The organism is Streptomyces sp. SLBN-8D4 (genome assembly GCF_049739545.1).
GTDB classification, from domain to species: Bacteria; Actinomycetota; Actinomycetes; order Streptomycetales; family Streptomycetaceae; genus Streptomyces; species Streptomyces canus_C.
The window spans coordinates 4,216,039-4,241,479 of sequence record NZ_JBMGQC010000001.1; the positions used below are offsets into that span (position 1 = coordinate 4,216,039).

Consider the following 25,441-nt stretch of genomic DNA (forward strand, 5'->3'; position numbering starts at 1 on the left):
GGAGGGCTGCTGGTCCGTCGGGCGGCGAGAGCCAGGAATCTCCCGTGTTCCGAGCGGGAGAGGTCTCAATTCTCAGCCCCTTCGGTAGACGCGGCGCCGGGGCCGGACACACCGTCCGGCTCCGCCTCCGTGGCCTCGGACGGGCTGGGAGCCTGGTCGAAAAGAACACCCGCCAGTTCGCCCAGTTCCTCCGGCAGCTTCGCCGACTCGCTGCGGCCGAGGCCGGCCATCTCGACGACCGTCGTGCCGTCGGCGCCGCGCACCGCCCGCACCCACACCCGGCGGCGCTGGATGAACAGGGACGCCGCGAGGCCGAAGATCGCGGTGAGGGCGCCGGCGAGGGCCCAGCCGCTGGCGGGCTGCTGGACGACCTGGAAGTTCGCCCACTGCTTGGTGCCCTCGTAGGTGACCGAGCCGGCGCCGTTCGGGAGCTGCATGGTCTGGCCGGGCTTCAGGTTCTTCCTGAGCTCCTGGCCCTTGGCGTCCTTGAAGTCCTTCATATGCGACTTGTCGAGCTGGTACACGCTCTGCGGGATGCCCGAGTCGACACCGAGGTCGCCGTGGTACGGCGTGAGGTTGAGCACCGGGTCGTTCAGCGCGGGGAAGGTGGAGGCCGTCTCGCTGCCCTTGGTGTAGGTCGGCAGGAAGAAGGCCGAGATGCCCAGCTGCTCGCTGACGCCCTTGGCGTTCCGGTAGCCGTCGAGGACCTTGATCACACCGGTGGAGGTGACGTTGGAGTCCAGCGGCAGCAGCGCGACCGCGTCGCGGAAGACGACGTTGCCCTTGCCGTCCCGGACCGTGATGAGGGGGGCGTATCCGTGGGCCGTGAGGTAGACCTTCGCGTCGCCGATCTCCAGCGGCTCGTTGACCTTGACGAGGGTCTTGCGCCCCTTGCCGTAGGCGCCCTCGCTGTAGGTGATGGCCGCCTGGTAGAGGCGCGGGGTGCCCTTGTTGGGGCCGGTGGTCTCGTAGGTACCGGTGAACTTGTTCAGACGGAAGCTGAGCGGCACCAGGTCGCCGGTGTCGAAGAGGTTCCCGGACTTGAAGTCGTCGTACTGGGTGAGGGTGTTGGAGAAGCCGTCGCCCTCGACGACCAGCTTGTTGCCCTCGGACTTGAACAGCTGGCCCCAGGCGAAGGCGGTCAGCAGCACGATCAGCGCGATGTGGAAGGCAAGGTTGCCGACCTCGCGCACATAGCCCTTCTCCCCGGCGACGTTGTCACCGGCGAGGTGGGCGCGGAAGCGCCGCTTCTTCAGCAGGGCGAGCGCGGCCTCGCGGACCTGCTCGGGCTCGGCGGCGGTGCGCCAGGTGGTGTAGGCGGGCAGCCGGGTCAGCCGCTTCGGGGCGCCCGGCGGCCGGCTGCGCAGCTGCCCGACGAACTGCCAGGTGCGGGGCACGATGCAGCCGACGAGGGAGACGAACAGCAGGATGTAGATCGCGGAGAACCACACCGAGCTGTAGACGTGGAAGAGGCCGAGCTTGTCGTAGACGTCCCCGAGGGTGGGGTTGTTCTTGACGAAGTCGGCGACCTTCGTGGCGTCGGTCCCGGACTGCGGGATCAGCGAGCCGGGGATCGCGCCGAGGGCCACCAGCAGGAGCAGCAGCAGCGCTACCCGCATCGAGGTCAGCTGGCGCCAGAACCAGCGGGCCCAGCCGACGACTCCCAGGGCGGGGACGCTCAGGCTCTCCGTGGGCGCGGTGGACAGCTGGGAGCCGGCGGCACCGAGGTCCTGGTCGCCGACGGAGGCGTCGGGGGTGGCGGGTGTGGTCTTGCTCATGGATCAGATCCCCACAGTGAAGCCGGCGGACCAGGACTGGACGTCCTGCACAAGGCGGTCCCACGCGCCGGTCAGCAGCAGCAGCCCGGTCACGATCATCATGGTGCCGCCGATGCGCATGACCCAGACGTAGTGGCGCTTGACCCAGCCGAAGGCGCCCAGCGCCTTGCGGAAGGCGACCGCGGCGAGCACGAAGGGCACCCCGAGGCCGAGGCAGTAGGCGACGGTCAGTATGGCACCGCGGCCGGCGCTGCCCTGCTGGGAGGACAGGGCGATCACCGAGGCGAGGGTCGGGCCGATGCAGGGGGTCCAGCCGATGCCGAACAGCGCGCCGAGCAGCGGGGCGCCCAGCAGGCCCATCGTGGGCTTGTTGTGGAAGCGGAACTCCCGCTGGGTCATCCAGGGCATGAGGCCCATGAAGAAGACGCCCATGAGGATCATGAGCACGCCCAGCACCTTGGACAGCACGCCCTGGTGCTCCTGGAGCGACTGGCCGAAGTAGCCGAACAGCGCCCCGCTGGAGACGAACACCGCGGTGAAGCCGAGCACGAACAGGGAGGCGCCCGCGACCATCCGGCCGCGCCGGGCCTCCGCCAGATCGGTGCCGGTGACACCGGTGACGTACGACAGGTAGCCGGGGACCAGCGGCAGGACGCACGGGGAGAAGAAGGAGACGAGGCCGCCGAGGACCGCGATGGGCAGGGCGACGAGCAGGGCGCCGTTGAGGACGGTGCCGTTGTAGCCCGTGTCGGCGGCGAGCGTGACGACTGCGCTCACGTCACTTCTCCGCGAGGACCGGGTCGATCATCTTGCGCAGCTTGCTCTCGCTGAGCGCGGCCAGGGAGCGGGCGGCGATCTTCCCGTCCCGGTCGATGACGAGCGTGGAGGGCACGGCCTGCGGGTTGAGGGTGCCCTTGGTGAAGCGGAGCATCAGCTTGCCCGTCGGGTCGTACAGGCTGGGGAAGGTGACGCCGAGGTCCTTCTCGAAGGCGCGGGCGTTCTGGACGCTGGTGTCGCGGGTGTTGATGCCGACGAACTGCACGTCCCGGGTCTTGAGGTCCTTGTAGACCGCCTCCAGGTTGGGCGCCTCGGCCCGGCAGGGTGCGCACCAGGAGCCCCATACGTTCAGGACGACGACCTTGCCCTTGTAGTCGGCGACGTCGAGCTGTCCCCCGTCGACGGTCTTGCCGGACAGGTCGGGGGCGGTGCCCCGGTCGCCCCGGTCGGCGGTCGAGATGCCGTCCGCGCCCATGACGAAGTTGGTGTCGCCGCCTCCGCCCGAGGTGCCGCCCGAACTGCAGGCGGACAGGGTCAGCGCTGCGGCTGCGGCCCCCGCGGTCAGCAGGGTGGTACGGACTCGGGAGCGGCTACGGCTGGCGGCACTCATGTGAAAAGTTTCGCATGCCCGTTCCGGGGATCTCGGGCACCCCCCTTGCGGGCGGAAACCCGCATTTCAGGCAGCGTTCGAGGAGGGTGTCGCGGGCGCCTTGAGGAACGAGTTCCAGCCGCCCGCCGGCTCCTGGCCGACATCGAGGGTGCGGAGCTTCGCGAGCACCTCCGGCTTCTGTACGTCCATCCAGTCGACGAACTGCCGGAAGGAGACCATGCGGACGTCCGCGCCCTTCTCCTTCTCCCGTGCGATGTGCTTGAAGGCCTGCTCGACGGCGTCCATGTAGATGCCGCCGTTCCAGTGCTCGAAGTGGTTGCCGACGAAGAAGGGGGCGCGGTTGGTCTCGTAGGCCCGCTGGAAGCCGGAGATGTAGGCGCCGGCGGACTGCTTGCGCCAGGCCGGGTAGTTGTAGGCGGGCGCGTTGGTCGAGTTGATCGACTGGTTGGCGAGCATGTTGTAGTCCATGGACAGGACCTCGAAGCTGCGGCCGGGGAAAGGTATCTGCTGAAGCGGCAGGTCCCAGATGCCGTTTTTCTTCTCGGGCCAGACCTGGCGGCCGCCGGGCGAGGAGGCGTCGTAGCGCCAGCCCAGCTCGCGGGCGGTGGGCAGCAGCTTGTCCTGGCCCAGCAGGCAGGGGGTGCGGCCGCCGACGAGTTCCTTGTCGTAGTCGAAGGGCAGCGCGGGCAGGTCGGTCCAGCCGGTGTTGGTGCGCCACTCCTTGACGAATGACTTCGCCTGCTCGATCTCGCTCTTCCACTGCTGGGGCGTCCAGTTGCCGACGGTGCCGTAGCCCGAGCAGAAGTGGCCGTTGAAGTGGGTGCCGATCTCGTGCCCCTCGAGCCAGGCCCGGCGGACGTTGGTGAGGGTCGCCTTGACGTGCTCGTCGGTGAGGTAGCCGATGTCGGAGGCGCCGCGGGGGTTGTTCGGGGGGTCGTAGAGCCGCTTCTTGGACTCGGGCAGCAGATACAGCCCGGACAGGAAGAAGGTCATGTGCGCTTCGTGCTGCCTGGCGAGGTCGAGGAAGCGCGGGAAGAGGCCGTTGCCGACCTCGCCGGCGCCGTCCCAGGAGAAGACGACGAACTGCGGCGGGGTCTGGCCGGGCTCCAGCGGGACGGGCTTGCCGGGCTGGTGCGGCTGCTTGCCGGTGAAGGCGGTGGAGCCGTCGCCGATGGGGCGGGCCGTGGCCTTCGGCGAGGGCTTGGGATCCGAGGTGGTGGGGGTGTGGGTCACCCCGTCCGACCCGGTGAGGGACCCGCACCCCGACAGTCCAACGGCGGCCGCGGCCCCCGCCCCGAGTCCGAGTGCTCCCCTTCGGCTGAGAGTGGGCATGCTTCCCCGATTCGTCACGTTCCTGGGTGGTCACCCAGTCAGAGGTGACGGGGAGGGGGAAGGTTCCGGGTCTTTTTCCGGATTGGGTAACAGAAGCGCGCCCTTCAGGGGCGCGGGGAACTGCGCGACCAGCCACAACGGCGCCGCAGCTCCCCACGAACCCACTACGCCCCGAAGGCCTTGGACTTGCCCTTCACCGGCTTGGCCCCGGCACGCAGATGAACCGGCACAAGATCGATCGCCGGCTCGGAGTACCCCACGGACACGATCCGGTCGCCCTGATACGTGAAGGACGTCAGGGACGCGAGCGTGCACTGCCGCTTGCGCGGGTCGTGCCACAGCCGCCGCTTCTCGACGTACGACCGGACGATCCAGATCGGCAGCTGATGGCTCACCAGAACGGCCTCGTGTCCGCGCGCCCGGTCCCGGGCCGCGTCCAGCGCGCCCTTCATCCGGACGACCTGGTCGACGTACGGCTCGCCCCAGGACGGCTTGAACGGGTTGACGAGGTGCTTCCAGTTCTCCGGGTTCTTCAGCGCCCCGTCGCCCACGCCGAAGGTCTTGCCCTGGAAGACGTTCTCGGCCTCGATGAGCCGCTCGTCGGTCGCGAGGTCGAGGCCGTGCGCCTTGGCGATCGGCGTGGCGGTCTCCTGCGCCCGCTCCAGCGGGGAGGCGCAGACGTAGGTGACGTCCCGGGAGGCGAGGTGCTCGGCGACCCGGTCGGCCATCTGCCGCCCGAGCTCGGAGAGGTGGTAGCCGGCGAGGCGGCCGTAGAGGACCCCGTCGGGGTTGGCGACCTCGCCGTGCCGCATGAGGTGGACGACGGTGATGTCGCTGTTGTTCGGGGTGCTCATGCTGCCGTGGCCTCCGCCGCCGCTCGGGCCGCCGCCGGAAGGGCGTCGGCGATCCGCTGAACCGCCTGCTCGTCGTGGGCCGTGGAGACGAACCACGACTCGAAGGAGGACGGCGGCAGGTAGACGCCGTTCTCCAGAAGGGAGTGGAAGAAGGCGGTGAACCGGAAGGACTCCTGCGCCTTGGCGTCCTCGTAGCTGCGCACCGGCCGGTCGGTGAAGAACACCGAGAACATGTTGGAGGCGTTCTGCACGGTGTGCGCGACGCCTTCCTTGCCGAGCGCCTCGGAGACCAGCGACTGGATCCGCTCGGAGACGGCGTCGACCTTGACGTAGGCCGCGTCGTCGAGCAGTCGCAGCTGGGCGAGGCCGGCGGCGGTGGCGACCGGGTTCCCGGAGAGGGTGCCGGCCTGGTAGACGGGCCCGGCGGGAGCGAGGTGGGCCATGACGTCCGCGCGCCCCCCGAAGGCGGCGGCGGGGAATCCGCCGCCCATGACCTTCCCGAAGGTCATGAGGTCGGGGCGGACCCCGTCGATGCCGTACCAACCGCTCCGGCTGGTCCTGAAGCCGGTCATGACCTCGTCGGAGATGTAGAGGGCGCCGTTCTGCGCACAGGCGTCCTTGAGCCCCTGGTTGAACCCGGGCAGGGGCGGCACGACACCCATGTTGCCGGGCGAGGCCTCGGTGATGACACAGGCGATCTCGCCGGGGTGCCGGTGGAAGGCCTCGTGGACGGCTTCGAGATCGTTGTACGGCAGCACGATCGTGTCGCCGGCCTGGGCACCGGTGACGCCGGGGGTGTCGGGGAGCGCGAAGGTGGCCACTCCGCTGCCCGCCGCGGCCAGCAGCGAGTCGACGTGACCGTGGTAGCACCCGGCGAACTTGATGACCTTGGTGCGCCGGGTGAAGCCGCGGGCGAGCCGGATCGCGGACATGGTGGCCTCGGTCCCGCTGGAGACGAGCCGCACCTGGTCGACGGGCTCGACCCGGGCGACGATCTCCTCGGCGAGCGCGACCTCCCCCTCACCGGGGGTGCCGAAGGAGGTGCCCTTCGACACCGCCTCCTGGACGGCCGCGATCACCTCGGGGTGCGCGTGCCCGAGAATCATGGGGCCCCAGGAGCAGACGAGGTCGACGTACTCCCGCCCGTCGGCGTCGGTGAGATAGGGCCCGGTGCCGGACACCATGAAGCGGGGGGTGCCGCCCACGGCACGGAAGGCGCGGACCGGGGAGTTCACGCCGCCGGGCGTGACGACGGATGCGCGGTCGAACAGGGCCTGCGAGACAGGCGCCTCGTATGAATAGGGCAATTCACTCATATCCTGCGACTACTCCGACCTTCTCCGGTTTGTTCGGCTTTCTCGGATCCCGTTGCCGGTGACTACCTCAGGGTAGGCCAGCCCTCGAAAGCCCCCGGCGCCCCACGATCTGCGAAACTGGATGCAGATACACACAGCTCACGGAGACGACGGCACGGAGCCGTCTGTTCAGAGGCTGCGAAGATCCTGCGGACAGGTGTTTCAGCGCACGTTTCGGCGGGCGGCCGTGGGGGAGGTCACTGACACGATGATCGGGTTGCGCGGCGGGGCCTGCGCGTCCTAGAAAAGCAGTCGGGTGGAGATATGCATCGCGGTGGCGGACTGGGCGAGGGGACTGATGACCTGGGTCCTCGACGTGCCCGGCGGGGAAGGCACCGGCGCGAGGCGGAGGAAGCGGCCGAGACCCGTCAGGGACGCAGTGCCTCGGGCACCCCGGATGAGTCGGAACGCGACGAGCGACGTATCGAACGTCGGATCGATCCGTTGAGGGCGGGAAGCAGGAATGGTGGTCGGGTGGGGGTGACGTACAAGTACTTCGGCGCGCCCGACGGCGCGACCGCGGCCCGTGTCCCGATCTCGATGCGCCCCGAGGAACTCGGCGGCGACGAGCTCGGCATGAACGGCATGTTCACCAAGATCAAGCCGGAGACCATGGCGGCCATGGTCCTCACCGGCATCGAAGGCGTCCCCCTCCACAAGGTCCCCCCGCTCGAACTGGTCGTCCTGCACCCCGACTACGCGGTGGTCAAGCTCCCCATGACGGTCGTGGACCCCCTGCGCGGCATAGGCGAGGAAGCGGTCGGCGCGGCGGCGTTCATCTGGTCGACGGTCCCGGACCGGGGCGGCCCGCGGGACGCGTTCAACGTGTACCAACTGCTGCACGAGTGGCAGGACTTCAGCCATCGGTTGCATGAGGCGGGGCATCAGCCGTATTGCCTCGTCTGGCCCTGACCTGGGGCTTCATGGTGTACGGGCGGGGCTTTCGGGTCCCGCCTTCGTCATGTGCGGAGGCGGGCCGCCGTCCGGCCAGGAACGTGTGGACGGAGCCGAAGCCGGCGGTGACGGTCGAGAGAGCCACGTGGCCCGAATCGCCCCCACCGGACCACTCCACACCGACGCGGCTCGCCGTGGAACGTCACTCCGCCACGACCTCCGCACACCGAAGATCCCGGCTGCAGATCAACGGCCTCGGGCGCTGCGCGGACGATTTACGACGATGTCGATCGAGGCGTTCGACCCGGTCCCGCACCGACCTCCGGGACCTGCGGCCCTCGCGGCAGGGACCCGGCGACGACGAAGGACACGACACCGGCGAGCACGACGACGGGGACCGTCCCCACGTTGCCCAGCATCAGGACGGCCAGCACGATGCTGCTGAGGGGCAGCCCCAGAGCGGCTGCGGCATTTGGGCCGGTACCACGGGGCCCGGGCATGCGGCGTCGGGGCGCTCGGAACCCCTTCCTCGCCGTGAATCCGCGCTCCGGCGGCGGAAAGGCCGCGCTCGCCAGGGGCCCTGGTCGCGGGTGAGGCGGCCGGCACCGACGATGGGACGGAACGCGGGGCACCGGCCCCGACCGACGCCCCGGCGAGGGCGTGCGCCCCCACGTGCGGCTTCCTGCGAGCCGAGGAGAAGCACATGAACCATCCGGATCCTCCCCGCGACCACCCCACGGCAAGCGGGAGGGCGCGGCCGTCCGGACCGATCCGCCACCAGGCGGTGCGCGCGATCGTGCGGACGGTCATCACGACGACCGGCCTCGTCCTCGGGTACTACCTGTTGCCCATGGACGCGGCGTTCTCGGTCGGCTCGGCGGTCGGAATCGTCGTGGGTCTGATGGCCATGCTGGCGCTCTTCGCCCGGCAGATCCGTACGATCACCTGGTCCCCCTCCCCCCGTCTGCGGGCCGTCGAAGCCCTGTCCACCACTCTGCCGCTCTTTCTGCTGCTCTTCGCGGCGGCCTACTACCTGCTAGAGCGCAGCACGCCCGGCAGCTTCAGCGAGCCCCTCACGAGGACCGACTCGCTGTACTTCACCCTCACGGTGTTCAGCACGGTCGGCTTCGGCGACATCACCCCCGTCACGCAGACGGCCCGCATCCTCACGATGACCCAGATGGCCGGCAACATCCTGCTCGTCGGCGTGGCCGCCCGGGTGGTGGCCGGCGCGGTGCAGGTCGGTCTGCGCCGGAAGGAGAATCGAGACGGTTGACATGCTCCTCGCTCTGCAGGGCGAGGGTTCTGGCCTCGGCTTCGCCGCCCCGGTGCTGCGCTGATCGCCCGGCCCGGCCGCTCTCCGCCGGCCCGGCAGGACTCCGCCGCTGAGGCCAGGGGACCGCCGCACACCCACAGCGTCGCGCGGTTCAGGAGTGATCGCGTGTTCACCCACGCGATACGGCTGCCTCCCGTCGATCGCCCTCACCTTTCGCCGCCAAGCGACTGACTGCCGTGGCGGGTCGCCGGGCCGAGCTCGGAGCAATTGCCACTATTCACCCATGGCACCCACCGCAGACGCTGCCGCGAAGCCGGCGACAGGGCGCCTCGTCCTGCTGACACTCGGGGCGGGTCAGTTCCTGATGGCCCTCGACAGCTCCGTCATGAACGTGTCGATCGCGACCGTTGCCGACGATGTGAACACGACAGTGACCGGGATCCAAGGGGCCATCACGGCCTACACCCTCGTGATGGCGATGTTCATGATCCCCGGCGGCAAGGTCGGCGCCCTGATCGGCCGCAGACGCGCGTTCATGATCGGCTGCGCTGTCTACGGCTCCGGCTCCCTGGCCACGGCACTCGCACCGAACCTGACGGTCCTGATGATCGGCTGGGCGTTCCTCGAGGGGATCGGAGCATCGCTCATCCTGCCCGCGATCGTGACGCTCGTGGCGAGCAACTTCGCCGTCGAACGCCGTCCCGCCGCCTACGGACTCGTCGCAGCCGCAGGAGCCGTGGCCATCGCGCTGGGGCCGCTCATCGGGGGTGTCGCGACCACGTACTTCTCCTGGCGCTGGGTGTTCGCCGGCGAGGTCGTCATGGTGCTCGGCATCCTGCTGCTCGCCCGGCGCATCAGCGAGGCGCCGATCGGCCACCGCGCGCGGATCGATGTCATCGGCGCCGTGCTCTCCGCCCTCGGGCTCGGGATCTTCGTCTACGGGGTGCTCCGCTCGGACGAATGGGGCTGGTTCCAGCCGAAGCCCGACACGCCTTCGTGGCTCGGGGTTTCGCTGGTCGTGTGGCTGATGCTGGCCGGTCTGCTGCTGATCTGGCTCTTCTTTCGCTGGGAGGCCCGCGTCGTGGTGCGGCGCAGGGAGCCACTCGTCGACCCGGCCATGCTGCAGAACAAGCAGCTCACCGGCGGCCTGACGATGTTCTTCTTCCAGTACCTCGTGCAGATGGGCGTGTTCTTCGTCGTACCGCTCTATCTGTCGGTCGCTCTGGGCCTGTCCGCGCTCAAGACCGGCGCCCGCATCCTGCCCCTCTCGCTGACCCTGCTGGCGGCCGCGATCCTGATCCCGCGCCTCCTCCCCGACGTCTCGCCGCGTCGGGTGGTGCGGCTCGGGGTCCTCGCGCTGCTCACGGGCGCGGTGGTCCTGATGGCGGCGCTCGACGCGGACGCCGGTGGGGAGATCGTCACCATCCCCCTCCTGCTGATCGGGCTCGGCATGGGCGCGCTGGCGTCCCAGCTCGGTTCGGTCACCGTGTCCGCGGTGCCGGAAGCCCAGAGCGCCGAAGTCGGCGGAGTCCAGAACGCCGTCACCAACCTGGGCGCCTCGATCGGCACGGCACTCGCCGGGTCGATCATGATCGCCGCGCTCACGTCGTCGTTCCTGACCAGTGTCGAGCAGAACCCGGCGGTCCCGGACCAGGTCAAGAGCCAAGCCTCCGTCGAGCTCGAAAGCGGTGTGCCCTTCCTGTCGGATGCCCAGCTGGAGAAGGTTCTCGCCGACGCCGGCGTGAGCGCGAAGACATCCCAGGACGTGCTCGACGCGAACACCGGAGCAAGGCTCGACGGCCTGCGCGCCGCACTCGCCGCACTCGCGCTCGCCGCTCTCCTCGCCCTGTTCTTCACCTCACGGATCCCGACGACCCAGCCTCGCGCGCCACGACCGTAACCCCGGGCGGAGGGCCACGACTCCGCAGGTCACGACCTCGCCCGCGGTCAGGAGTCCCGCAAGGAGACGCTGTGTTCGGCCTCTGCCTCGGGCTCCGTGTCCGGGGCCGTGTGCGTGAGCGGACGGGGAGTCGGTCTCCCGGACATCTCCCCACGGATCACACAGTCCGGCGGGTCACTGCCGTGTCACAACGGGGCCGCCCAGGTGACAGCCATGGGCCGGACGAGGCAGTGCCCGCGCTCCGTGGCGGGTTCGCTCCTATGGTGGAGCAGCACAGCGACGATCAGCACCGAGGCGGGCAGCACATGCGGAAACCGCAGATCGACTACGCGGCGGTGTTCCGGGCCCTCCCCGGCATGGTCGCGCTGCTGACCCCCGGCCTGGTGTACGCCGACGCCAACGAGGACTTCGTCCGCCTGGCCGGGCGCACCCGCGAGCAACTGCTGGGCCGCTACATCTTCGACGTCTTCCCCGAGAACCCCAACGACCCGGCCGCGGCCGGCATGCGCGAGACCCAGGCGTCGATGTTGCGCGTGGTGGCCACCGGCGAGCGCGACACCATGGCGCTGCTGCGCTATGACATCGAGGACAGCGGACGGCCCGGCTCCTGGGTGGAGCACTTCTGGAGCCCGGTCAACGCACCCGTGCTCGGCCCGGACGGGGACGTGGTGCTGATCGTGCACCGGGTGGAGGAGGTCACCGAACTCATCCGCGCCCGCGGCGGCACAGACAGCGGCAACATCAGGGCCCGCGTACTGGAGGCCGAGTTGTACACCCGCGCCCGGGAGCTGCAGGAGGTGAACGAACGTCTTCGCCGGGCCCAAGCACGTGACCGCGAGGTCGCCCTGGCCCTGCAGGCGGCGATGCTGCCCGCCCCCACACCGGTCGGACACCACCGGGCAGCCGTCCGCTACCGGCCCGCTGTCGGCACCCTGAACGTGTGCGGCGACTGGTACGACCTGGTCGACCTGCCCGGCGACCGCATCGCGGTCGCGGTCGGCGACGTCGTGGGCCACGGTCTGCAGGCGGCCGGTGTCATGGGGCAGCTGCGCAGCGCACTGAGCGCGGCGGCCCGGGTCGCCGACGGTCCGGCCCAGGCCGTGGAGGCCCTCGGACTGTATGCCCGCCATGTAGACGGTGCCGAGTCGAGCACCGTGGTGAAGATCTACATCGACTGGGACACCCATACCCTCGCGTACAGCAGTGCGGGCCATCCTCCGCCCGCTCTTCTTCACCACGACGGCACCGTGACCTTTCTCGACCAGGCGACCGATCCGCCGCTCGGCGCGCGCCCCGAACACGTCCCGCGGCCGGAGGCCAGTACGGCCTTCACCGAGGGCGCCATCCTGGTCCTGTACACCGACGGTCTGATCGAGCGTCGGCACGAGGACATCGACGTCGGCCTGGCCCGCCTCGCCGACTCACTCGTCCGCCATGGGCAGGCCGACCCCGAGGCCATGGCCGACGCCCTCCTGGCCGACCTCCTTCCACCCGGCGGCAACACCGACGACACGGCGCTGGTCGTCATCCGCCTGTGACGCGTCGGGGGACCGTTCCTCCCGCGAGGGCACCGGGCGGCACTCTCGCTCCTCGCCCGTGGAGGGATCACCCCGACGGGGTGATGCTGTGCGACCCGTGACGGCACAGCATGAGTGCGAGGGGACAGCCGGGAGCGGCCACCGCTGCGAGGGATGCGTGCTCATGCGCTACGAGATCCGCGTCGAAGGGCAGATGTCGAGGACGCTGACCAAGGCGTTCCCCGAATTGGAGAGCTGCGTCACGTCGTGCCAGACCTTGCTGTCCGGCCAGATCATCGACGAGGCGCATCTGTACGGCCTCCTCGCACGCTTCCAGTCGTTGGGATTGCACGTGGTGGAGATGCGCAGGCTCGCTACGTGACCACTGCGCGCTGCCGCCAGGGGCCCCCGCGCTGATCACGTGTCAGTACGCGACTTGGCCGGCCGGTGGAACGGTCGGCTCCGGCCGGCCGGTGCGGGCAGGTCCACGGTACTCATCGGCCCAGGCCGGGCGGCCGGGGGCGCCAGGTGCGTCATCCGGCGCGGGTGACGGCAGGGCCGGTTCCCCCGGTCGGCCGGCCCTGCCGCTCGGCCCCCCTGGGCCGGGCCCGCGTACGCCCTCCGAAGCAGGCCTGGGCGGCTCCGGGAACGCAGGGGCCGCGGTGGTCCGCTCAGGCCGGCGGAGTGGCACCTTTCGTGTGTTCCTGCCGTGTCTCTTGGAGGCCGTGGCCGGTCACCGGCGCCTGAGGGCGGGCGTAGTCCGCCGGGGGCATGACCGCAAGGCGGTGGGTGCGCGTGTCAGAGGCGGTAGCACGGCGGCGACCCGGTCGTACCCGGGACGGGCAGCCGGGCCACCAGATCGTCCTGTTCACCGACCGCGACCTCGACCAGGGTGCGGGGGGCGGCGGTCAGGGCGGCCACCGCGGTGAGGTGGCGCGGGCGCCGGATCTCCTTGGGTGCGACGGAGCGTGCCGCGCTCACGGCGTTCACGGGGAGCAGCACGGTGCGCAGCAGCAGCGGGGCGGGGGTCCAGACGAAGACGTCCCGGACCCACCGGCCGTAGCCGGCCGTCCACCGCCTGCGCATTCCGCCGACGTCGCCCTCCACGACCCGTGCGGCCCCGCGGAACGCGCCCGGCCGGCGGGACAGCCATCGCCGTCGGCCGAGCAGGGCCGCGAGGAGCGCCGCCGCCATCAGGAGGTTGACGCACAGCACGGCGAGCAGGGCGATGAGCATGTCCTCACTTCCTCTCACCGCAGGCGGCTGCTTCGGCGCCCTGGCTCAGTCTTCGCGCCGCACGACGCACAGGGCCCAGATGACGAAGCCGTACAGCGCGATCAGGGTGAGTGACCAGACCGGGTAGTACGGGACCGACAGGAAGTTGGCGATGATCGCGAGTCCCGCGATGCCGACCCCGACGACCCGGGCCCACGTGGAGCGCGAGAAGAGGCCGACGCTCACGCTCATGGCGATCACTCCGAGGACCAGCTGGATCCAGCCCCAGCTGGTCAGGTCGAACTTGAAGACGTAGTTGGGGGTGGAGACGAACACGTCGTCGTCGGCGATGGCCATGATGCCCCGGAAGAGGTCGAGGACACCGGCGATGAACAGCAGGACGCCGGCGAACGTCACCAGTCCGCCGGCGCCTGCGTGGGCTGTCCCCGTGCGGTGGTGCGTCGTGGTCGTGGTCATGGCGGATTCCTCACGTCGTCGGTGAGCTGCAGCACCCAGCTCCGCTTCTCCGATCGTGCGGGGTGTCCGGGGTGAGGTGATCACCCGTAACGGGTGAGGTTCCTGAGGCGGATCACTGGTGGCCTGGGACTCGGAGAGAACTGCCGAGGAACGTCGGTCGTACTGGGTCTGCTCGTCCTGGAGGAGCACGTCCACGGGGTGCAGCTGCTGGGCAGGGTGGTCGCGGCAACCGTCGGCCTGAGCGTCCTTCTGCACGGCGTCTCGGCCGTCCCCCTCGCCGAGCGGTACGGCCGCTGGCACGACGAGACCACGGCCACGGGCCGGGAACTGCACGAAGCCACCCCCGTCCCCGAACCCGCGGAGCGGAGGCGGATCACTGCTCGATGACGTCGGACGCCCGGGCTCTGTCACCCCTGCGGGGTGAGGGCGGTCCAGTCGGCCGGGGCCATGGTGGAAACGGCAGCCGGTACGAACTCGGGCAAGCGAGGCAGGCTTCCCCGGGTGCTCGCGAGCGGCGGCGAGTCGAGCCGCCGGACAACATCACCACCCCCACTGAAGAAGGAGCCGGACCATGGCCGACGAAACGACCGGGACAGGTGGTGTCAGCGCTCTCGCCGAGGCGGACGCCCCCGTGTTCGAAACGCTCGTCCAGATGACACTCGACACGTTCGAGCGGTCGGGGCTGGACCCGGAGACCTACCTGCTGACGCGTATCGCGGCGCTGGTCGCGCTGGACGCCTCACCCGCCTCGTACCTGCTCAACATCGGCGCCGCCGAGGAAATAGGCGTGTCCCTGGAACGGATCCAGGGCACCCTCGTGGCCATCGCCCCCGTGGTCGGCAGTGCCCGCGTGGTCTCCGCCGCCCGCAACATCGGTGAAGCCTTCGGACTGCCCCTGCGGCACGACGAAGGCGGGGAAACAGGAGCGGTGACATGAATCTGGCCTACGACTACCCGGTCCTCGGAATCTTCTGGACAACCATGTGGATCTTCCTGTGGATCCTGTGGTTCGTCCTGCTCTTCCGGGTCATCGGCGACATCTTCCGGGACGACACGCTCAGCGGTATGGGCAAGACGGGGTGGCTCGTCTTCGTGGTGGTGCTCCCGTTCCTCGGCGTGTTCGTCTACCTCCTGGCCCGCGGCAAGAACATGGGCGATCGCGAGATGCGGCATGCGCGGGCTCGGCAGCAGGCGTTCGACGACCACATCCGCGAGACCGCCGGTGCGGCGGCGCCCCCGAGCGAGGCGGATCAGCTCGCCAAGCTCTCCGAGATCCGTTCCCGGGGCGACATCTCCGACGACGAGTTCCGAAGGGCCAAGGAGAAGATTCTCCACTGACCACTGACCACTGACCACTGACCACTGACCACGGACCGGCGCCGGCCGGTGCGGTCGAGGGACGGGGTGCTGCCTCCGAGTCGGAGGCAGCACCCCTCCCGCCGCCGCTGGGGCCCTCGACCCCCTCCTGGGACTGGACAGGCCGGGCCATCGGGCGCGGCAGGTCACCTGTACCGGGTGAGGCCCGGCCCGGCGGCGAGGCGGAGGATCGCAGGGAAGGAAGCCGTCCGCCCGTCCCAGGGAGCCCAGGGGAGGACAGCTCGTGCGCTACGAGATTCGCGTCGAGGGACACATGTCGGAAACGCTGGCCAAAGCCTTCCCGGAGCTGGGCCACGTGGTGATGTCCGGCCAGACGATCCTGTTCGGCCCTGTCGTGGACGAGGCGCACCTGTACGGGCTGCTGGCACGCTGCCGGTCACTGGGGCTGCGTGTCGTGGAGATGCGGCAGCTGCCGGAGTGACGGGACCGGGCTGGGCGCGCGGGCGGCGGCGGCAGATCACCCCTGGTGGGTGACCCCGGTACCCGGTCACCGGCATGACCCTGGAACGGTCGCCCCGTCGGCGGGCCGGAAACGACCACTCGATCACGCGAGGAGGAGCCATGACCATGCCGCGTGGTCCGGGATCGCACGCCGGGCCGGAGTACCTCCCCGACGGGGCGGCGCACGGCCCCATGGGCGACCCGGCACGGGCACTGGAACGGCTCGGCGGATCGTGGACCTGGCTCCTGGCCTCGGCCGTCGCGACCCTGGTGCTGGGCGTCCTGGTCCTGGTCTGGCCGGAGGCGACCCTGCACGTCCTGGCGGTCCTCATCGGCCTGCACCTGCTGGTGTCCGGGGCGTTCCGGTTCGTGGACGTCTTCGCACGCGACGGGCACGAACGGCTCCCGGGGCTGCTGCTGTCGGTGCTGTACGTCCTCGCCGGGGTGCTGTGCCTGCGCAACCCGCTGCAGACGATCGCCGCGCTCTCCCTGATCGTCGGGGTCGTCTGGCTGGTCTCCGGCGTCCTCACCCTCTACACGGCCGTCGCCACCATGGACCTGCCGCACCGCGGCGTCGTCCTGGGCGTCGCGGTGCTCGTCATCGTCGCGGGGATCGTGGTGCTCGCGCTGCCCGCCGAGTCCGCCCGCGCCCTGACGCGGCTGCTCGGCCTGTGGCTGGTCCTGCTCGGCCTGGGCGAGGCGGCGGTCGCCCTCGCGTGGCGGGCCGCACTCCGGAAGACGCACCTCGCGGGGACGCCCTCGCCCACCGAAACGGACTGACACGTGCTGGTGGTCCCGGCATCTGCTGCTGGGCGGCCGGTCCGCCTCCTGGAACCGGACGGCCACCGGGGCAACCGGACTGCCGCACGCTCACCCGCATCGGGTGAGGCCGCCCGGCCCCGGCCGCGGCCACGCTGAGGACACCACGCAACGGCGGCCGGGCCGGCGCCCGGGACGGAGGAAGACATGAGCGCGTCCACGTACCTCGCGTACGACTATCCCCTGCTGAGCGTCTTCTGGAGCATGCTCCTGTTCTTCCTGTGGATCATGTGGTTCGTCCTGCTCTTCCGGGTCGTCGTCGACATCTTCCGGGACGACGCCATGAGCGGCTGGGCCAAGGCCGGCTGGCTGGTGTTCACAATCGTCCTGCCCTTCCTGGGTGTCTTCGTCTACGTGATCGCCCGCGGCAAGAACATGGGCCGCCGGGAGGCGCGGCAGGCACGTGCGCAGCAGGAGGAGTTCAACACCTACATCCGGGAGACCGCGGCCGGCGGCCGGTCCAGCAGCGTCGACGAGCTCGCCAAGCTGTCCGAGATCCGCGCCCGCGGCGACATCACGGACGAGGAGTTCCGCAGGGCCAAGGACCTGGTCCTGACCGGCCACGGCCCTGCGGAGCACTCGGGTCCCACCTCCGCCCCCGCCCCCGCCCACCGCTGAGCATCCGGACCACACGAAACGAGGCGCAAGATGACCACGACACACACCCGTCCGGAACACACGGCGAAGCAGGAATGGGCAACCGGCCTGACCGCCTTCGGCGCCGTGATGCTGTTCCTCGCCGGCCTGCTCGGCATCTTCCGGGGCATCATGGCCATCGCCAAGGACGACATCTTCGTCACGACGCCCAATTACGTGTTCCAGTTCAACCTGACCGGCTGGGGCTGGGTCCACCTCGCTCTGGGCGCGGTCGCCGTGATCGTCAGCGTCGGGCTCCTCCGGGTCTCGATGTGGGCGCGCGTCGCCGGCGTGGCCATCGCCGGACTCGTCATCATCGCCAACTTCCTCTCCCTGCCGTACTACCCGGTCTGGTCGGTCGTGATGATCACCATGTCGGGCTTCATCATCTGGGCCCTGTGCGTGGTCCAGCGCGGCAACCTCTACGACCTGTCGGAGGAGACCCCGCCGTCCCAGGAGCACCGGACCTACGAGGGACGCCGCCCCTACGAGAAGCGCCCACCGGTCTGATGCGAGGCGGCGGGAGCACGAGGGGTCCGGGCGCGGTGGGTCCAGCCGGCCGGGTGGGCAGTGCCGGACGGGCCCGCCTCGCCGTGCTCGCCCTGCTGGGCAGCGTCCTCGTGCCGCTCGTCGCCGCCGGTCTGCGGAGCGTGCTGTGGGCGCTGGCCGGCCTCGCCGGACTGGCCGCTCGCCGCCGTCGGGGTGTGGTGGGCCCTGGCGCACACCGGTGCGCTCCGTGCCCTCGGGGCGGCCCTGTCGGTGGTCGCGCCGGTCGCCGTCCTCGCCCTGTACGCCTCGTACGGCATGCTGGGACCGGCCCTGCTGTCCCTGGGCCTGTGGCTGCTGGCCCTGACAGCGGCACGCACGGCCCTGGCCCCCGGCCCCACCGCCGCCTCCCCCCAGGACGTCGTGGAGGCACCCCGTACCCCCTGGGTCCTCATGAATCCGCGCTCGGGCGGCGGCAAGGTGGATCGTTTCGACCTGGTGGAGAAGGCCCGGGCCGCGGGCTGCCGGGTGGTCCTGCTCGACGCGGGCCGGCACCAGGACGTCACCGAACTGGCCCGGCAGGCCGTCGCCGAGGGCGCCGATCTCCTGGCGGTGGCGGGCGGCGACGGCACCCAGGCGCTGGTGGCCGAGGTGGCGGCGCGCCACGACCTGCCGTTCGTGGTGATCCCCGCCGGTACCCGCAACCACTTCGCCCTCGACCTCGGCCTCGACCGTGACGATCCGGCGGCCGCCCTGGAGGCCCTGACCCACGGGGTCGAACTCCGCGTCGACCTCGGGTACGCGGCGGACCGGGTCTTCGTCAACAACGCCTCGTTCGGCATGTACGCGTCCATCGTCACCGACCCCGCGTACCGGGACGCCAAAGCCCGCACGGCCCTGCGCACCCTGCCCGGCCTCCTCACCGGCGAGGACGCGCCCGGACTCCAGGCGCAGGCCGACGGAACCCGCCTCGACAAACTGCAGGCACTCCTCGTCAGCAACAATCCCTACGGACGTGCCGTGGACGCGGCCAGTCCGGGGCGCAGGGAACGGCTGGACTCGGGGCTGCTCGGCGTGGTGTGCGTGCGGGTCGGCAACACCGCGCAGGCGGCGCGCCTGGTGGGCGGACCGCGCTCCGGGGGGCTCGTCCGGCTGAGCGCCGGGGAAGTCGTCGTCGAAGCCGACGCGGGCACCCTCCCGGTCGGCATCGACGGAGAGCACGTCGTTCTGCCGTCACCCGTCGTGTGCCGCAGCGCTCCCGGCGCGCTCCGGGTCCGCGTGCCGCGCCATCGCCCGCACGCACCGCGGGTCAGCGGCGGGGCGGCCGACTGGCCGCGCGTGGCCCGGCTGGCGCTGGGGCGCCCGCCCGGGACAGCTCGGAGCAGCCGCGCTCAGGCCGCCTTGCGGCCCCTTTCCGCGTGCGCCCGGATGACCTCCGCGTACCGATACCCCGTCCCCTTGATCGTCCGCCGCTGCGTCGCGTAGTCGACGTGGACCAGGCCGAAGCGCTTGTCGTAGCCGTAGGCCCACTCGAAGTTGTCCAGCAGGGACCAGGCGAAGTAGCCGGCCAGCGGGGCGCCCTTGCGGGCCGCGGACGCGCAGGCGGCCAGGTGGTCGAGCAGGTACTGCTGGCGTTCGGGGTCCTCGACGGTTCCGTCGGGGCGTACGACGTCCGGGTAGGCGGAGCCGTTCTCGGTGACGTAGAGCTTGCGGGCGCCGTAATCGTCGGTGAGGCGGAGCAGGAGGGTCTCGATGCCGTTCGCGTCGATCTCCCAGTCCATGCCGGTACGGGGCACGCCGGGGCGGGCGATCTGGCGGGCCCGGGGTGCCGGGCCGGTGGGGTCGTCGGCCACGGTGAGCGGCATGTAGTAGTTGAGGCCGAGCCAGTCCAGGGGGGCGGCGATCGTCGTCAGGTCGCCGTCCCGCTCGGGGAGTTCGACGCCGTAGACCTCGCGCATGTCCGCCGGGAAACCGCGGCCGTGGACCGGGTCGAGCCACCAGCGGTTGGTGTGGCCGTCCATGCGGCGGGCGGCGTCGAGGTCCTCCGGGCGGTCGGTGGCCGCGTGGACCGTGGAGAGGTTGGTGACAAGCCCGACCTGGGCTGACGGGGACGCGGCGCGGATCGCCTGCGCGGCCAGGCCGTGCCCGAGGAGCAGGTGGTAGGAGGCGCGCACGGCGGCCGTGAGGTCGGTCAGACCGGGCGCCATCTTCCCCTCCAGGTGACCGATCCAGGCCGAGCACAGGGGTTCGTTGAGGGTGGTCCAGTGGTGGACCCGGTCCCCCAGCCGCCCGGCCACGACCGAGGCGTACGCGGCGAAGTGCTCGGCGGTCTCGCGCGCGGGCCAGCCGCCCCGGTCCTGGAGCACCTGGGGCAGGTCCCAGTGGTAGAGGGTGACGGACGGGGTGATGCCCGCGGCCAGCAGGGCGTCGATCAACTCGTCGTAGAAGTCGAGGCCCTTGGGGTTGACCGGGCCGTCGCCCCCCGGCATCACGCGCGGCCAGGCGATCGACAACCGGTAGGCGTTGGTGCCGAGTCGGCGCATGAGGCCGATGTCCTCGCGCCAGCGGTGGTAGTGGTCGCAGGCGACGTCCCCGGTGTCACCGCCCGCGACCTTGCCCGGGGTGTGCGAGAAGGTGTCCCAGATCGACGGCGAGCGGCCGTCCTCCGACACGGCTCCCTCGATCTGGTAGGCCGCCGTGGCCGTGCCCCACAGGAAGTCGTGCGGGAGTGCGGCGAGGTCGATGCTCACGGAAGTCCTTTCACGGTCGGTCACTTGACGGCGCCCGCCGTCAGCCCGGCGACGAGATAGCGCTGGAGGAGCAGGAACCCGGCGACCACGGGGACGCTGACGACCAGCGAGGCGGCCATGATCTGGTTCCAGTACACGTTGTTGAGCGTGGAGTAGCCCTGGAGGCCGACGGCGAGGGTGCGGGTGGCGTCGTTGGTCATCACCGACGCGAAGAGCACCTCGCCCCAGGCGGTCATGAAGGCGTAGACGGCGACCGCGACGATCCCGGGGATCGCGGCGGGCACCACGACCCGGAAGAGCGCGCCGAGCGGCCCGCAGCCGTCGACCAGCGCGGCCTCGTCCAGGTCGCGCGGCACCGAGTCGAAGTACCCGATCAGCATCCAGATCGAGAACGGCAGGGAGAAGGTCAGGTACGTCAGGATCAGCCCGCCGCGCGAGCCGAACAGGGCGATGCCGGTGGCGTTGCCGATGTTGACGTAGATCAGGAACAGGGGCAGCAGGAAGAGGATGCCCGGGAACATCTGCGTGGACAGCACGGTGACCGTGAAGACCCGCTTGCCGTGGAACTCGTAGCGGCTGACGGCGTACGCGGCGAACACCGCGATCACCACCGAGCAGACGGTCGCCGCGCCCGCCACGACCAGCGAGTTCACGAAGTACCGCGCGAGCGGGATCGTGGACCAGATGTCGATGTACGGGCGGATGGTCACCTCGCTGGGCAGCCAGTGGAACTCACCCGTGACGTCGGCGAGCGGCTTCAGCGAGCTGGAGACCATGACGTAGACCGGCAGCAGGACGAAGCCGGTGAGCAGGGTGAGGAAGATCCGCCGGGACCAGAAGAACGAACGCGGCGGAGCCATGGGCGAGTTGGTGCTAGCCATGGGCCGGCTTCCTTCCCCGGGAGGTCAGCAGGAGGTAGACGCCCGTCACCACGAGCAGGAACAGCAGCAGGAGGACGGACATCGCGGAGCCGGTGCCGAAGTTCCAGGTGACGAAGGACGCCTGGTAGATGTGGACCGAGATCAGGTCCGCGGCCTCCGGGGCCGACCTGCCGAACAGGACGAACGGCGTGTTGAAGTCGTTGAAGGTCCACAGGAACAGGACCAGGAGCAGCACCTGGTTGACGGGCCGCAGGGACGGCAGGGTGATGCGGCGGATCTGCTGCCACATCCCGGCACCGTCCAGGGCCGCCGCCTCGTACAGCTCGCCGGGGATGTTCTGCAGGCCGGCCATGACGATGAGGAAGGCGAACGGCCAGCCCTTCCACACGGACACGGTCAGCAGCGCCCAGAAGCTGTTGTCGCCGATGAGCCAGAAGGACGGCTTGTCGGTGAGGTGGAGCTGGTCGTGCAGGACGTGGTTCACCAGGCCGTTGTCGTGCTGGAACATGAACACCCAGGTGATGACGGCCGCGTAGACCGGCAGGGCGTACGGGATCAGGAACAGGGCGCGCAGCAGGCCCCGGCCGCGGAAGTTGTCCTGCAGGTAGACGGCAGCCGCCGTGCCGACCAGCCAGCACAGGCCGACCGACAGCAGCGTGAAGGCCACGGTGACGAGGAACGAGTGCAGCAGCGCCTCGCCGACCGGGGCGTCGAAGTCCACCGACACCTGGTAGTTGTCGAGTCCGGACCAGGGCGCGGCGCCCCAGTCGCGGATGTAGAACTGCGTGAGCTCCTTGAAACTCATCACGATGCCGATCACCATCGGCACCAGGTGGACCAGGAGTTCGAGGAGCAGGGCCGGCAGCAGGAGCAGGTACGGCAGGCCGATGCGGCGGATCCTTCCGGGGCGGCGGGGACCGGGCTTCGCCGCCCCGGAAGGGGTCTCGCCCACGGCGGCCTCGGCGGGCGCGGTGGTGGTCATCGCGCTCACTTCGTCGGCATCTGCTGCTGGGCCTTCTCCAGCGCCGCCTTGACCGACTCGGTGGTGACCGCGCGTCCGGCGGCCGCGTCGGCGAACAGGTCCTTGACGGCGGTGCCCACGGCCGTCTCGAACTGCGACTCGTCGGCGACCTGCGGCAGGGCCGCCGCGCTGGTGGCGAGGGTGTCCTTGAGGACCTTGTTCGGGCCGGAGCCGAACGTGCTGTCCTCCTGCACGCTCTTCACCGGCGGAATGGAGCTGTAGGCGGTGTTGAGGATCTTCTGCTCGGCGTCACCGGTCATGAACCTCACGAACTTCTTGGCGCCGTCGATGTTGTCGGTGTTCTTGAAGACGGCCAGGTTGATGCCCATGACGGCCGAGTTGACCTGGGTGCCGGTGCCCGGGGCGCCGGACTGCACGGGGACGGGCGCGACGCCGTACTTGTCCTCGCTCATGCCCTGGGACGTGAGGTTGGCGGAGGCGGACTGCCACAGCAGCATGGCCTGGTTGCCCTTGGCGAAGTCGCTGACCGACTGGTTCTGGGCGTACTCGGCGTCGCCGGTCGGGATGACCTTGTCCTTGGCCATGAGGTCGACGTACTGCTTGACTGCGGCCACCACGTGGTCGTTCGCGAAGTCGGGCTTGCCGTCGGGGGTGAAGAAGTCGCCGCCGTGCTGCTTGGCGAAGACGAAGACGTGGTGGATGTTCTCCGACAGGTTCGCGCCCTCCGCGCCGAGCGCGGACTTGCCCTTGGCCTGGATCTTCTTGCCGTCGGCGACCAGTTCGTCCCAGGTGGCCGGGGGCTTGGTGATGCCGGCGTCGGCGAAGATCTCCTTGTTGTAGTAGAGGGCGTAGGACATCGAGTAGAGCGGGACCGCGGCCGGGTCCTGGCCCTGGGCGCCGGTGGAGCCGAGCGCGGAGTCGACGAAGCGGTCCTTGCCGCCGATCGCGGCGAGGTTCTTGGCGTTCCAGGGCAGCAGCGCGCCGGTGGCCTGGAGGGAGGCGCTCCAGGTGTTGCCTATGTTGAGGACGTCGGGGCCCTGGCCCGAGGTGGTCGCGGTGAGGATCCGGTTGAGCAGGTCGGACCAGGGGACGACCTCGACCTTGACCTTGATGCCGGTCTGCTTCTCGAACTTGTCGAGCTCGGGCTGGAGGACCTTCTTGTCGACCTCGATGCTGGCGCCCTGGTTGGAGGCCCAGTAGGTCAGGGTCTTCGGCGAGTCGTTGGACCCGCCGCTCGTCGACGAGCCGCCGCCACAGGCGGTCACGAGAGTCATGAGGGAAACGGTGACCGCTCCGGCGGCCGCGGCTCGGGTTCTGCGCATGGCTCTGGCGTCCCTTCCAGGGAGAGACCCCTGGGCGCGTTCGTTTCCCGAACACCGCCCCGGAGTTAATTTATGGCGTGATTTAAGACGCGAAGGAAAGTCGCGTCAAGAGTCGGCGCGGCGGTATCTTGCAGGTCGAGGCGGCGTCGGAAAGGAACCACATGGCGGGGCGGAGCGGGCGGACGGTGCGTGACCTGCGACGGGGCAACCGGACCGCCGTACTGCAACGGTTGTATTTCGACGGGCCGATGAGCCGCTTCGAGCTGGCCCCGGCCACCGGGCTGAGCGGTGGCTCCATCAGCAACGTGGTCGCGGAACTGGTCGAGGACGGCCTGGTCGAGGAGGCCGGCACCGTCGAGTCCGACGGCGGCCGCCCCCGCACCCTGCTGCGCGTCGCCCCCTCCGGCGGCCACATGATCGGCGTCGACGTCGGCGAGACCCGCGTCCGCGTCGAGCTCTTCGACCTCGCCCTCACCGAACTGGCCCGCACCGAACGGCCCCTGGAGCATCACGGCTACGACGTCGAGGTCGTCGTGGGCCACATCCGCGACGGCATCGCCGAGGTCCTCGCCGACACGGACATCACGCCCGAACAGCTGCTGGGCGTCGGCATCGGGGTCCCCGGCATCGTGGCCCCCACTCCCGAGCAGGGCGCGGTGGTCCACGGCCAGACGATGGGCTGGGACGCCGTCCCGCTGGAGTCCCTGCTGCGTTCGACCTGTGAACTCCCCGACTCCGTCCCGTACTTCATCGACAACGGCGCCCGCACCCTCGGCCAGGCCGAGCTGTGGTTCGGCTCCGGCCGGGGCTCGCGCAACGCGGTCGTCGTCCTCTTCGGGTCGGGCATCGGCGCCTGTCTCGTCACCGAGGGGGTGGAGTACGGCCGCGCCCTGGAGTGGGGACATGTGACCGTGCGGGTCCGGGGCCGCCGCTGCCGCTGCGGTGCGCTCGGCTGCCTGGAGGCCTACGCGGGCGCGGGCGCGCTCGTCGACCGCTGGCGCGAGGCGGGCGGCCGGCCGCCCGAGGGCACCGACGAGGAGACCGCGCTGGCCGCGCTGCTCTCGGCCGCGCACCCGGCCGAGGACGCCGAGGCCGACCCGGTGGCCCTCGCCGTCCTGGAGGAGACCGCCGAGTACGTGGGGGCCGGCTTGTCCGACCTGATCAACCTCTTCCAGCCGGAACGCATCCTCATCGGCGGCTGGGCGGGCCTCCAGCTCGGCCCCCGCCTCCTGCCCGCCCTACGCCGGTACGCCGACGCCTACGCCCTGCGCCACCCCGCCGCGCGCGTCTCCATCGAGCTCGGCGAACTCGGCCCGGACGCGGTCACGGTCGGCGCGGCGAGCCTGCCGCTCGCCGACTTCTTCGCCGGGGGCGGGCGGCGGGGTGCGCGCGGACGCGAACGCGAACGCGAGGCGGCGCAGGGCTGACCGCGCCCGGGGGCGGCCCGGTAACGGTCAGGCGACCGGGTCGAGGAACGTCAGTACGGAGGCGTCCTCCTCGATCAGCGGGGTGAGGGCGGCGTTGAACGGGCCGCCGTACGGAGCCTTCAGGTGCGCCTGGAAGGCGTCCTCGTCCCGGTAGACCTCGAAGATCCAGAAGGCACGGGGGTGGGACGCCTTGGTGTAGACGTCGAAGGCGAGGTTGCCCTCCTCCGCACGCACCTTGCCGGCGTACTCCACGATCATGCGCGCGACCTGGTCCTGCGCTCCCTCACGGGCGGTGAACTCGGCGAGCAGGGTCTTCTTCACGGTGGGGTGTCCTT

At 70.4% G+C, this 25,441-nt stretch carries 26 protein-coding genes and 1 pseudogene; 14 read left to right on the plus strand and 13 right to left on the minus strand.

Annotation, left to right across the window (positions count from 1 at the left end; genetic code table 11):
* Nucleotides 1-65: 65 nt before the first annotated feature.
* The 6 genes from resB to hemL all read right to left on the minus strand — a co-directional run bounded on the left by resB (nt 66) and on the right by hemL (nt 6,667).
* Nucleotides 66-1,778 (minus strand): cytochrome c biogenesis protein ResB, encoded by a 1,713-nt coding sequence (resB, locus tag RKD20_RS18870; protein ID WP_424878729.1) that lies wholly within the window; start codon nt 1,776-1,778, stop codon nt 66-68.
* Nucleotides 1,779-1,781: 3 nt separating this feature from the next.
* A complete protein-coding gene (locus RKD20_RS18875; protein WP_424878730.1) occupies nt 1,782-2,555 on the minus strand; it encodes a cytochrome c biogenesis CcdA family protein in 774 nt (257 codons plus the stop codon).
* Nucleotide 2,556: 1 nt separating this feature from the next.
* Nucleotides 2,557-3,165, minus strand: a complete 609-nt coding sequence (locus RKD20_RS18880) for a TlpA family protein disulfide reductase (protein ID WP_424878731.1) — start codon at nt 3,163-3,165, stop codon at nt 2,557-2,559.
* 66 nt (nt 3,166-3,231) lie between these two features.
* Entirely contained in the window at nt 3,232-4,497 is a 1,266-nt protein-coding gene (locus RKD20_RS18885; protein ID WP_424878732.1) for a hypothetical protein, read from the minus strand.
* 164 nt (nt 4,498-4,661) lie between these two features.
* Nucleotides 4,662-5,351 (minus strand): histidine phosphatase family protein, encoded by a 690-nt coding sequence (locus RKD20_RS18890; protein WP_020120646.1) that lies wholly within the window; start codon nt 5,349-5,351, stop codon nt 4,662-4,664.
* The gene (gene hemL, locus RKD20_RS18895; protein ID WP_424878733.1) at nt 5,348-6,667 is read right to left on the minus strand and encodes a glutamate-1-semialdehyde 2,1-aminomutase; all 1,320 of its coding nucleotides are present in this window, start codon (nt 6,665-6,667) and stop codon (nt 5,348-5,350) included. The genes RKD20_RS18890 and hemL overlap by 4 nt, the downstream gene beginning before the upstream one ends.
* A 303-nt stretch (nt 6,668-6,970) precedes the next feature.
* Between hemL and RKD20_RS18900 the strand changes: the two genes are divergently transcribed.
* The 5 genes from RKD20_RS18900 (at nt 6,971) to RKD20_RS18920 (ending at nt 12,675) form a co-directional block, all read left to right on the plus strand.
* Nucleotides 6,971-7,618 carry a hypothetical protein gene (locus RKD20_RS18900; protein ID WP_199790195.1) on the plus strand — a complete coding sequence of 216 codons (648 nt, stop codon included), beginning with the start codon at nt 6,971-6,973 and terminating at the stop codon, nt 7,616-7,618.
* A 685-nt stretch (nt 7,619-8,303) separates the two neighbouring features.
* Entirely contained in the window at nt 8,304-8,876 is a 573-nt protein-coding gene (locus RKD20_RS18905; RefSeq protein WP_424878734.1) for a potassium channel family protein, read from the plus strand.
* Between the two features lie 283 nt (nt 8,877-9,159).
* Nucleotides 9,160-10,776, plus strand: coding sequence for an MFS transporter (locus RKD20_RS18910; RefSeq protein ID WP_424878735.1), 1,617 nt, complete (start codon nt 9,160-9,162; stop codon nt 10,774-10,776).
* 305 nt (nt 10,777-11,081) lie between these two features.
* On the plus strand, nt 11,082-12,314 hold the full coding sequence (locus tag RKD20_RS18915; RefSeq protein ID WP_424878736.1) for a PP2C family protein-serine/threonine phosphatase: 1,233 nt from the start codon (nt 11,082-11,084) through the stop codon (nt 12,312-12,314).
* Nucleotides 12,315-12,477: 163 nt separating this feature from the next.
* Nucleotides 12,478-12,675: a hypothetical protein gene (locus RKD20_RS18920; protein WP_424878737.1), complete on the plus strand. Its 198-nt coding sequence runs from the start codon at nt 12,478-12,480 to the stop codon at nt 12,673-12,675.
* A gap of 416 nt (nt 12,676-13,091) precedes the next feature.
* Here RKD20_RS18920 and RKD20_RS18925 read toward each other — a convergent pair whose 3' ends face one another.
* Nucleotides 13,092-13,529 (minus strand): hypothetical protein, encoded by a 438-nt coding sequence (locus RKD20_RS18925; RefSeq protein WP_424878738.1) that lies wholly within the window; start codon nt 13,527-13,529, stop codon nt 13,092-13,094.
* A gap of 45 nt (nt 13,530-13,574) precedes the next feature.
* Entirely contained in the window at nt 13,575-13,985 is a 411-nt protein-coding gene (locus RKD20_RS18930; protein ID WP_424878739.1) for a DUF7144 family membrane protein, read from the minus strand.
* 93 nt (nt 13,986-14,078) lie between these two features.
* Here RKD20_RS18930 and RKD20_RS18935 point away from each other — a divergent pair, with 93 nt between their 5' ends.
* The 8 genes and pseudogenes from RKD20_RS18935 to RKD20_RS18970 all read left to right on the plus strand — a co-directional run bounded on the left by RKD20_RS18935 (nt 14,079) and on the right by RKD20_RS18970 (nt 19,229).
* Complete coding sequence (locus tag RKD20_RS18935) at nt 14,079-14,372, plus strand: hypothetical protein (RefSeq protein ID WP_424878740.1); 294 nt, start codon at nt 14,079-14,081, stop codon at nt 14,370-14,372.
* Between the two features lie 184 nt (nt 14,373-14,556).
* Nucleotides 14,557-14,922: a carboxymuconolactone decarboxylase family protein gene (locus tag RKD20_RS18940; protein ID WP_424878741.1), complete on the plus strand. Its 366-nt coding sequence runs from the start codon at nt 14,557-14,559 to the stop codon at nt 14,920-14,922.
* Entirely contained in the window at nt 14,919-15,323 is a 405-nt protein-coding gene (locus RKD20_RS18945) for an SHOCT domain-containing protein (RefSeq protein ID WP_424878742.1), read from the plus strand. Before RKD20_RS18940 ends, RKD20_RS18945 begins: the two co-directional genes overlap by 4 nt.
* Before the next feature lie 262 nt (nt 15,324-15,585).
* Complete coding sequence (locus RKD20_RS18950; protein ID WP_424878743.1) at nt 15,586-15,783, plus strand: hypothetical protein; 198 nt, start codon at nt 15,586-15,588, stop codon at nt 15,781-15,783.
* A gap of 140 nt (nt 15,784-15,923) precedes the next feature.
* Nucleotides 15,924-16,583, plus strand: a complete 660-nt coding sequence (locus tag RKD20_RS18955; RefSeq protein WP_424878744.1) for an HdeD family acid-resistance protein — start codon at nt 15,924-15,926, stop codon at nt 16,581-16,583.
* A 186-nt stretch (nt 16,584-16,769) separates the two neighbouring features.
* Complete coding sequence (locus tag RKD20_RS18960; protein WP_424878745.1) at nt 16,770-17,240, plus strand: SHOCT domain-containing protein; 471 nt, start codon at nt 16,770-16,772, stop codon at nt 17,238-17,240.
* 30 nt (nt 17,241-17,270) lie between these two features.
* Complete coding sequence (locus RKD20_RS18965) at nt 17,271-17,768, plus strand: DUF7144 family membrane protein (protein ID WP_424878746.1); 498 nt, start codon at nt 17,271-17,273, stop codon at nt 17,766-17,768.
* A pseudogene (locus RKD20_RS18970) lies at nt 17,768-19,229 on the plus strand (diacylglycerol/lipid kinase family protein). The gene RKD20_RS18965 and the pseudogene RKD20_RS18970 overlap by 1 nt, the downstream one beginning before the upstream one ends.
* Here the strand turns inward: RKD20_RS18970 and RKD20_RS18975 are convergent.
* From RKD20_RS18975 to RKD20_RS18990, 4 genes are read right to left on the minus strand one after another with little or no spacing between them, the layout of a single operon-like run.
* Nucleotides 19,136-20,494, minus strand: coding sequence for a GH1 family beta-glucosidase (locus RKD20_RS18975; protein ID WP_424878747.1), 1,359 nt, complete (start codon nt 20,492-20,494; stop codon nt 19,136-19,138). The pseudogene RKD20_RS18970 and the gene RKD20_RS18975 overlap by 94 nt on opposite strands.
* Nucleotides 20,495-20,514: 20 nt before the next feature.
* On the minus strand, nt 20,515-21,354 hold the full coding sequence (locus RKD20_RS18980) for a carbohydrate ABC transporter permease (RefSeq protein ID WP_424883264.1): 840 nt from the start codon (nt 21,352-21,354) through the stop codon (nt 20,515-20,517).
* Nucleotides 21,355-21,367: 13 nt separating this feature from the next.
* The gene (locus RKD20_RS18985) at nt 21,368-22,357 is read right to left on the minus strand and encodes a carbohydrate ABC transporter permease (protein WP_424878748.1); all 990 of its coding nucleotides are present in this window, start codon (nt 22,355-22,357) and stop codon (nt 21,368-21,370) included.
* Between the two features lie 5 nt (nt 22,358-22,362).
* On the minus strand, nt 22,363-23,679 hold the full coding sequence (locus RKD20_RS18990; RefSeq protein WP_424878749.1) for an ABC transporter substrate-binding protein: 1,317 nt from the start codon (nt 23,677-23,679) through the stop codon (nt 22,363-22,365).
* 161 nt (nt 23,680-23,840) lie between these two features.
* On the opposite strand from RKD20_RS18990, the gene RKD20_RS18995 reads away from it, so the two are divergent.
* Nucleotides 23,841-25,106: an ROK family protein gene (locus tag RKD20_RS18995; RefSeq protein ID WP_424878750.1), complete on the plus strand. Its 1,266-nt coding sequence runs from the start codon at nt 23,841-23,843 to the stop codon at nt 25,104-25,106.
* Nucleotides 25,107-25,133: 27 nt separating this feature from the next.
* On the opposite strand, the gene RKD20_RS19000 is transcribed toward RKD20_RS18995, so the two are convergent.
* Nucleotides 25,134-25,427: a putative quinol monooxygenase gene (locus RKD20_RS19000; protein ID WP_424878751.1), complete on the minus strand. Its 294-nt coding sequence runs from the start codon at nt 25,425-25,427 to the stop codon at nt 25,134-25,136.
* Between the last annotated feature and the right edge of the window lie 14 nt (nt 25,428-25,441).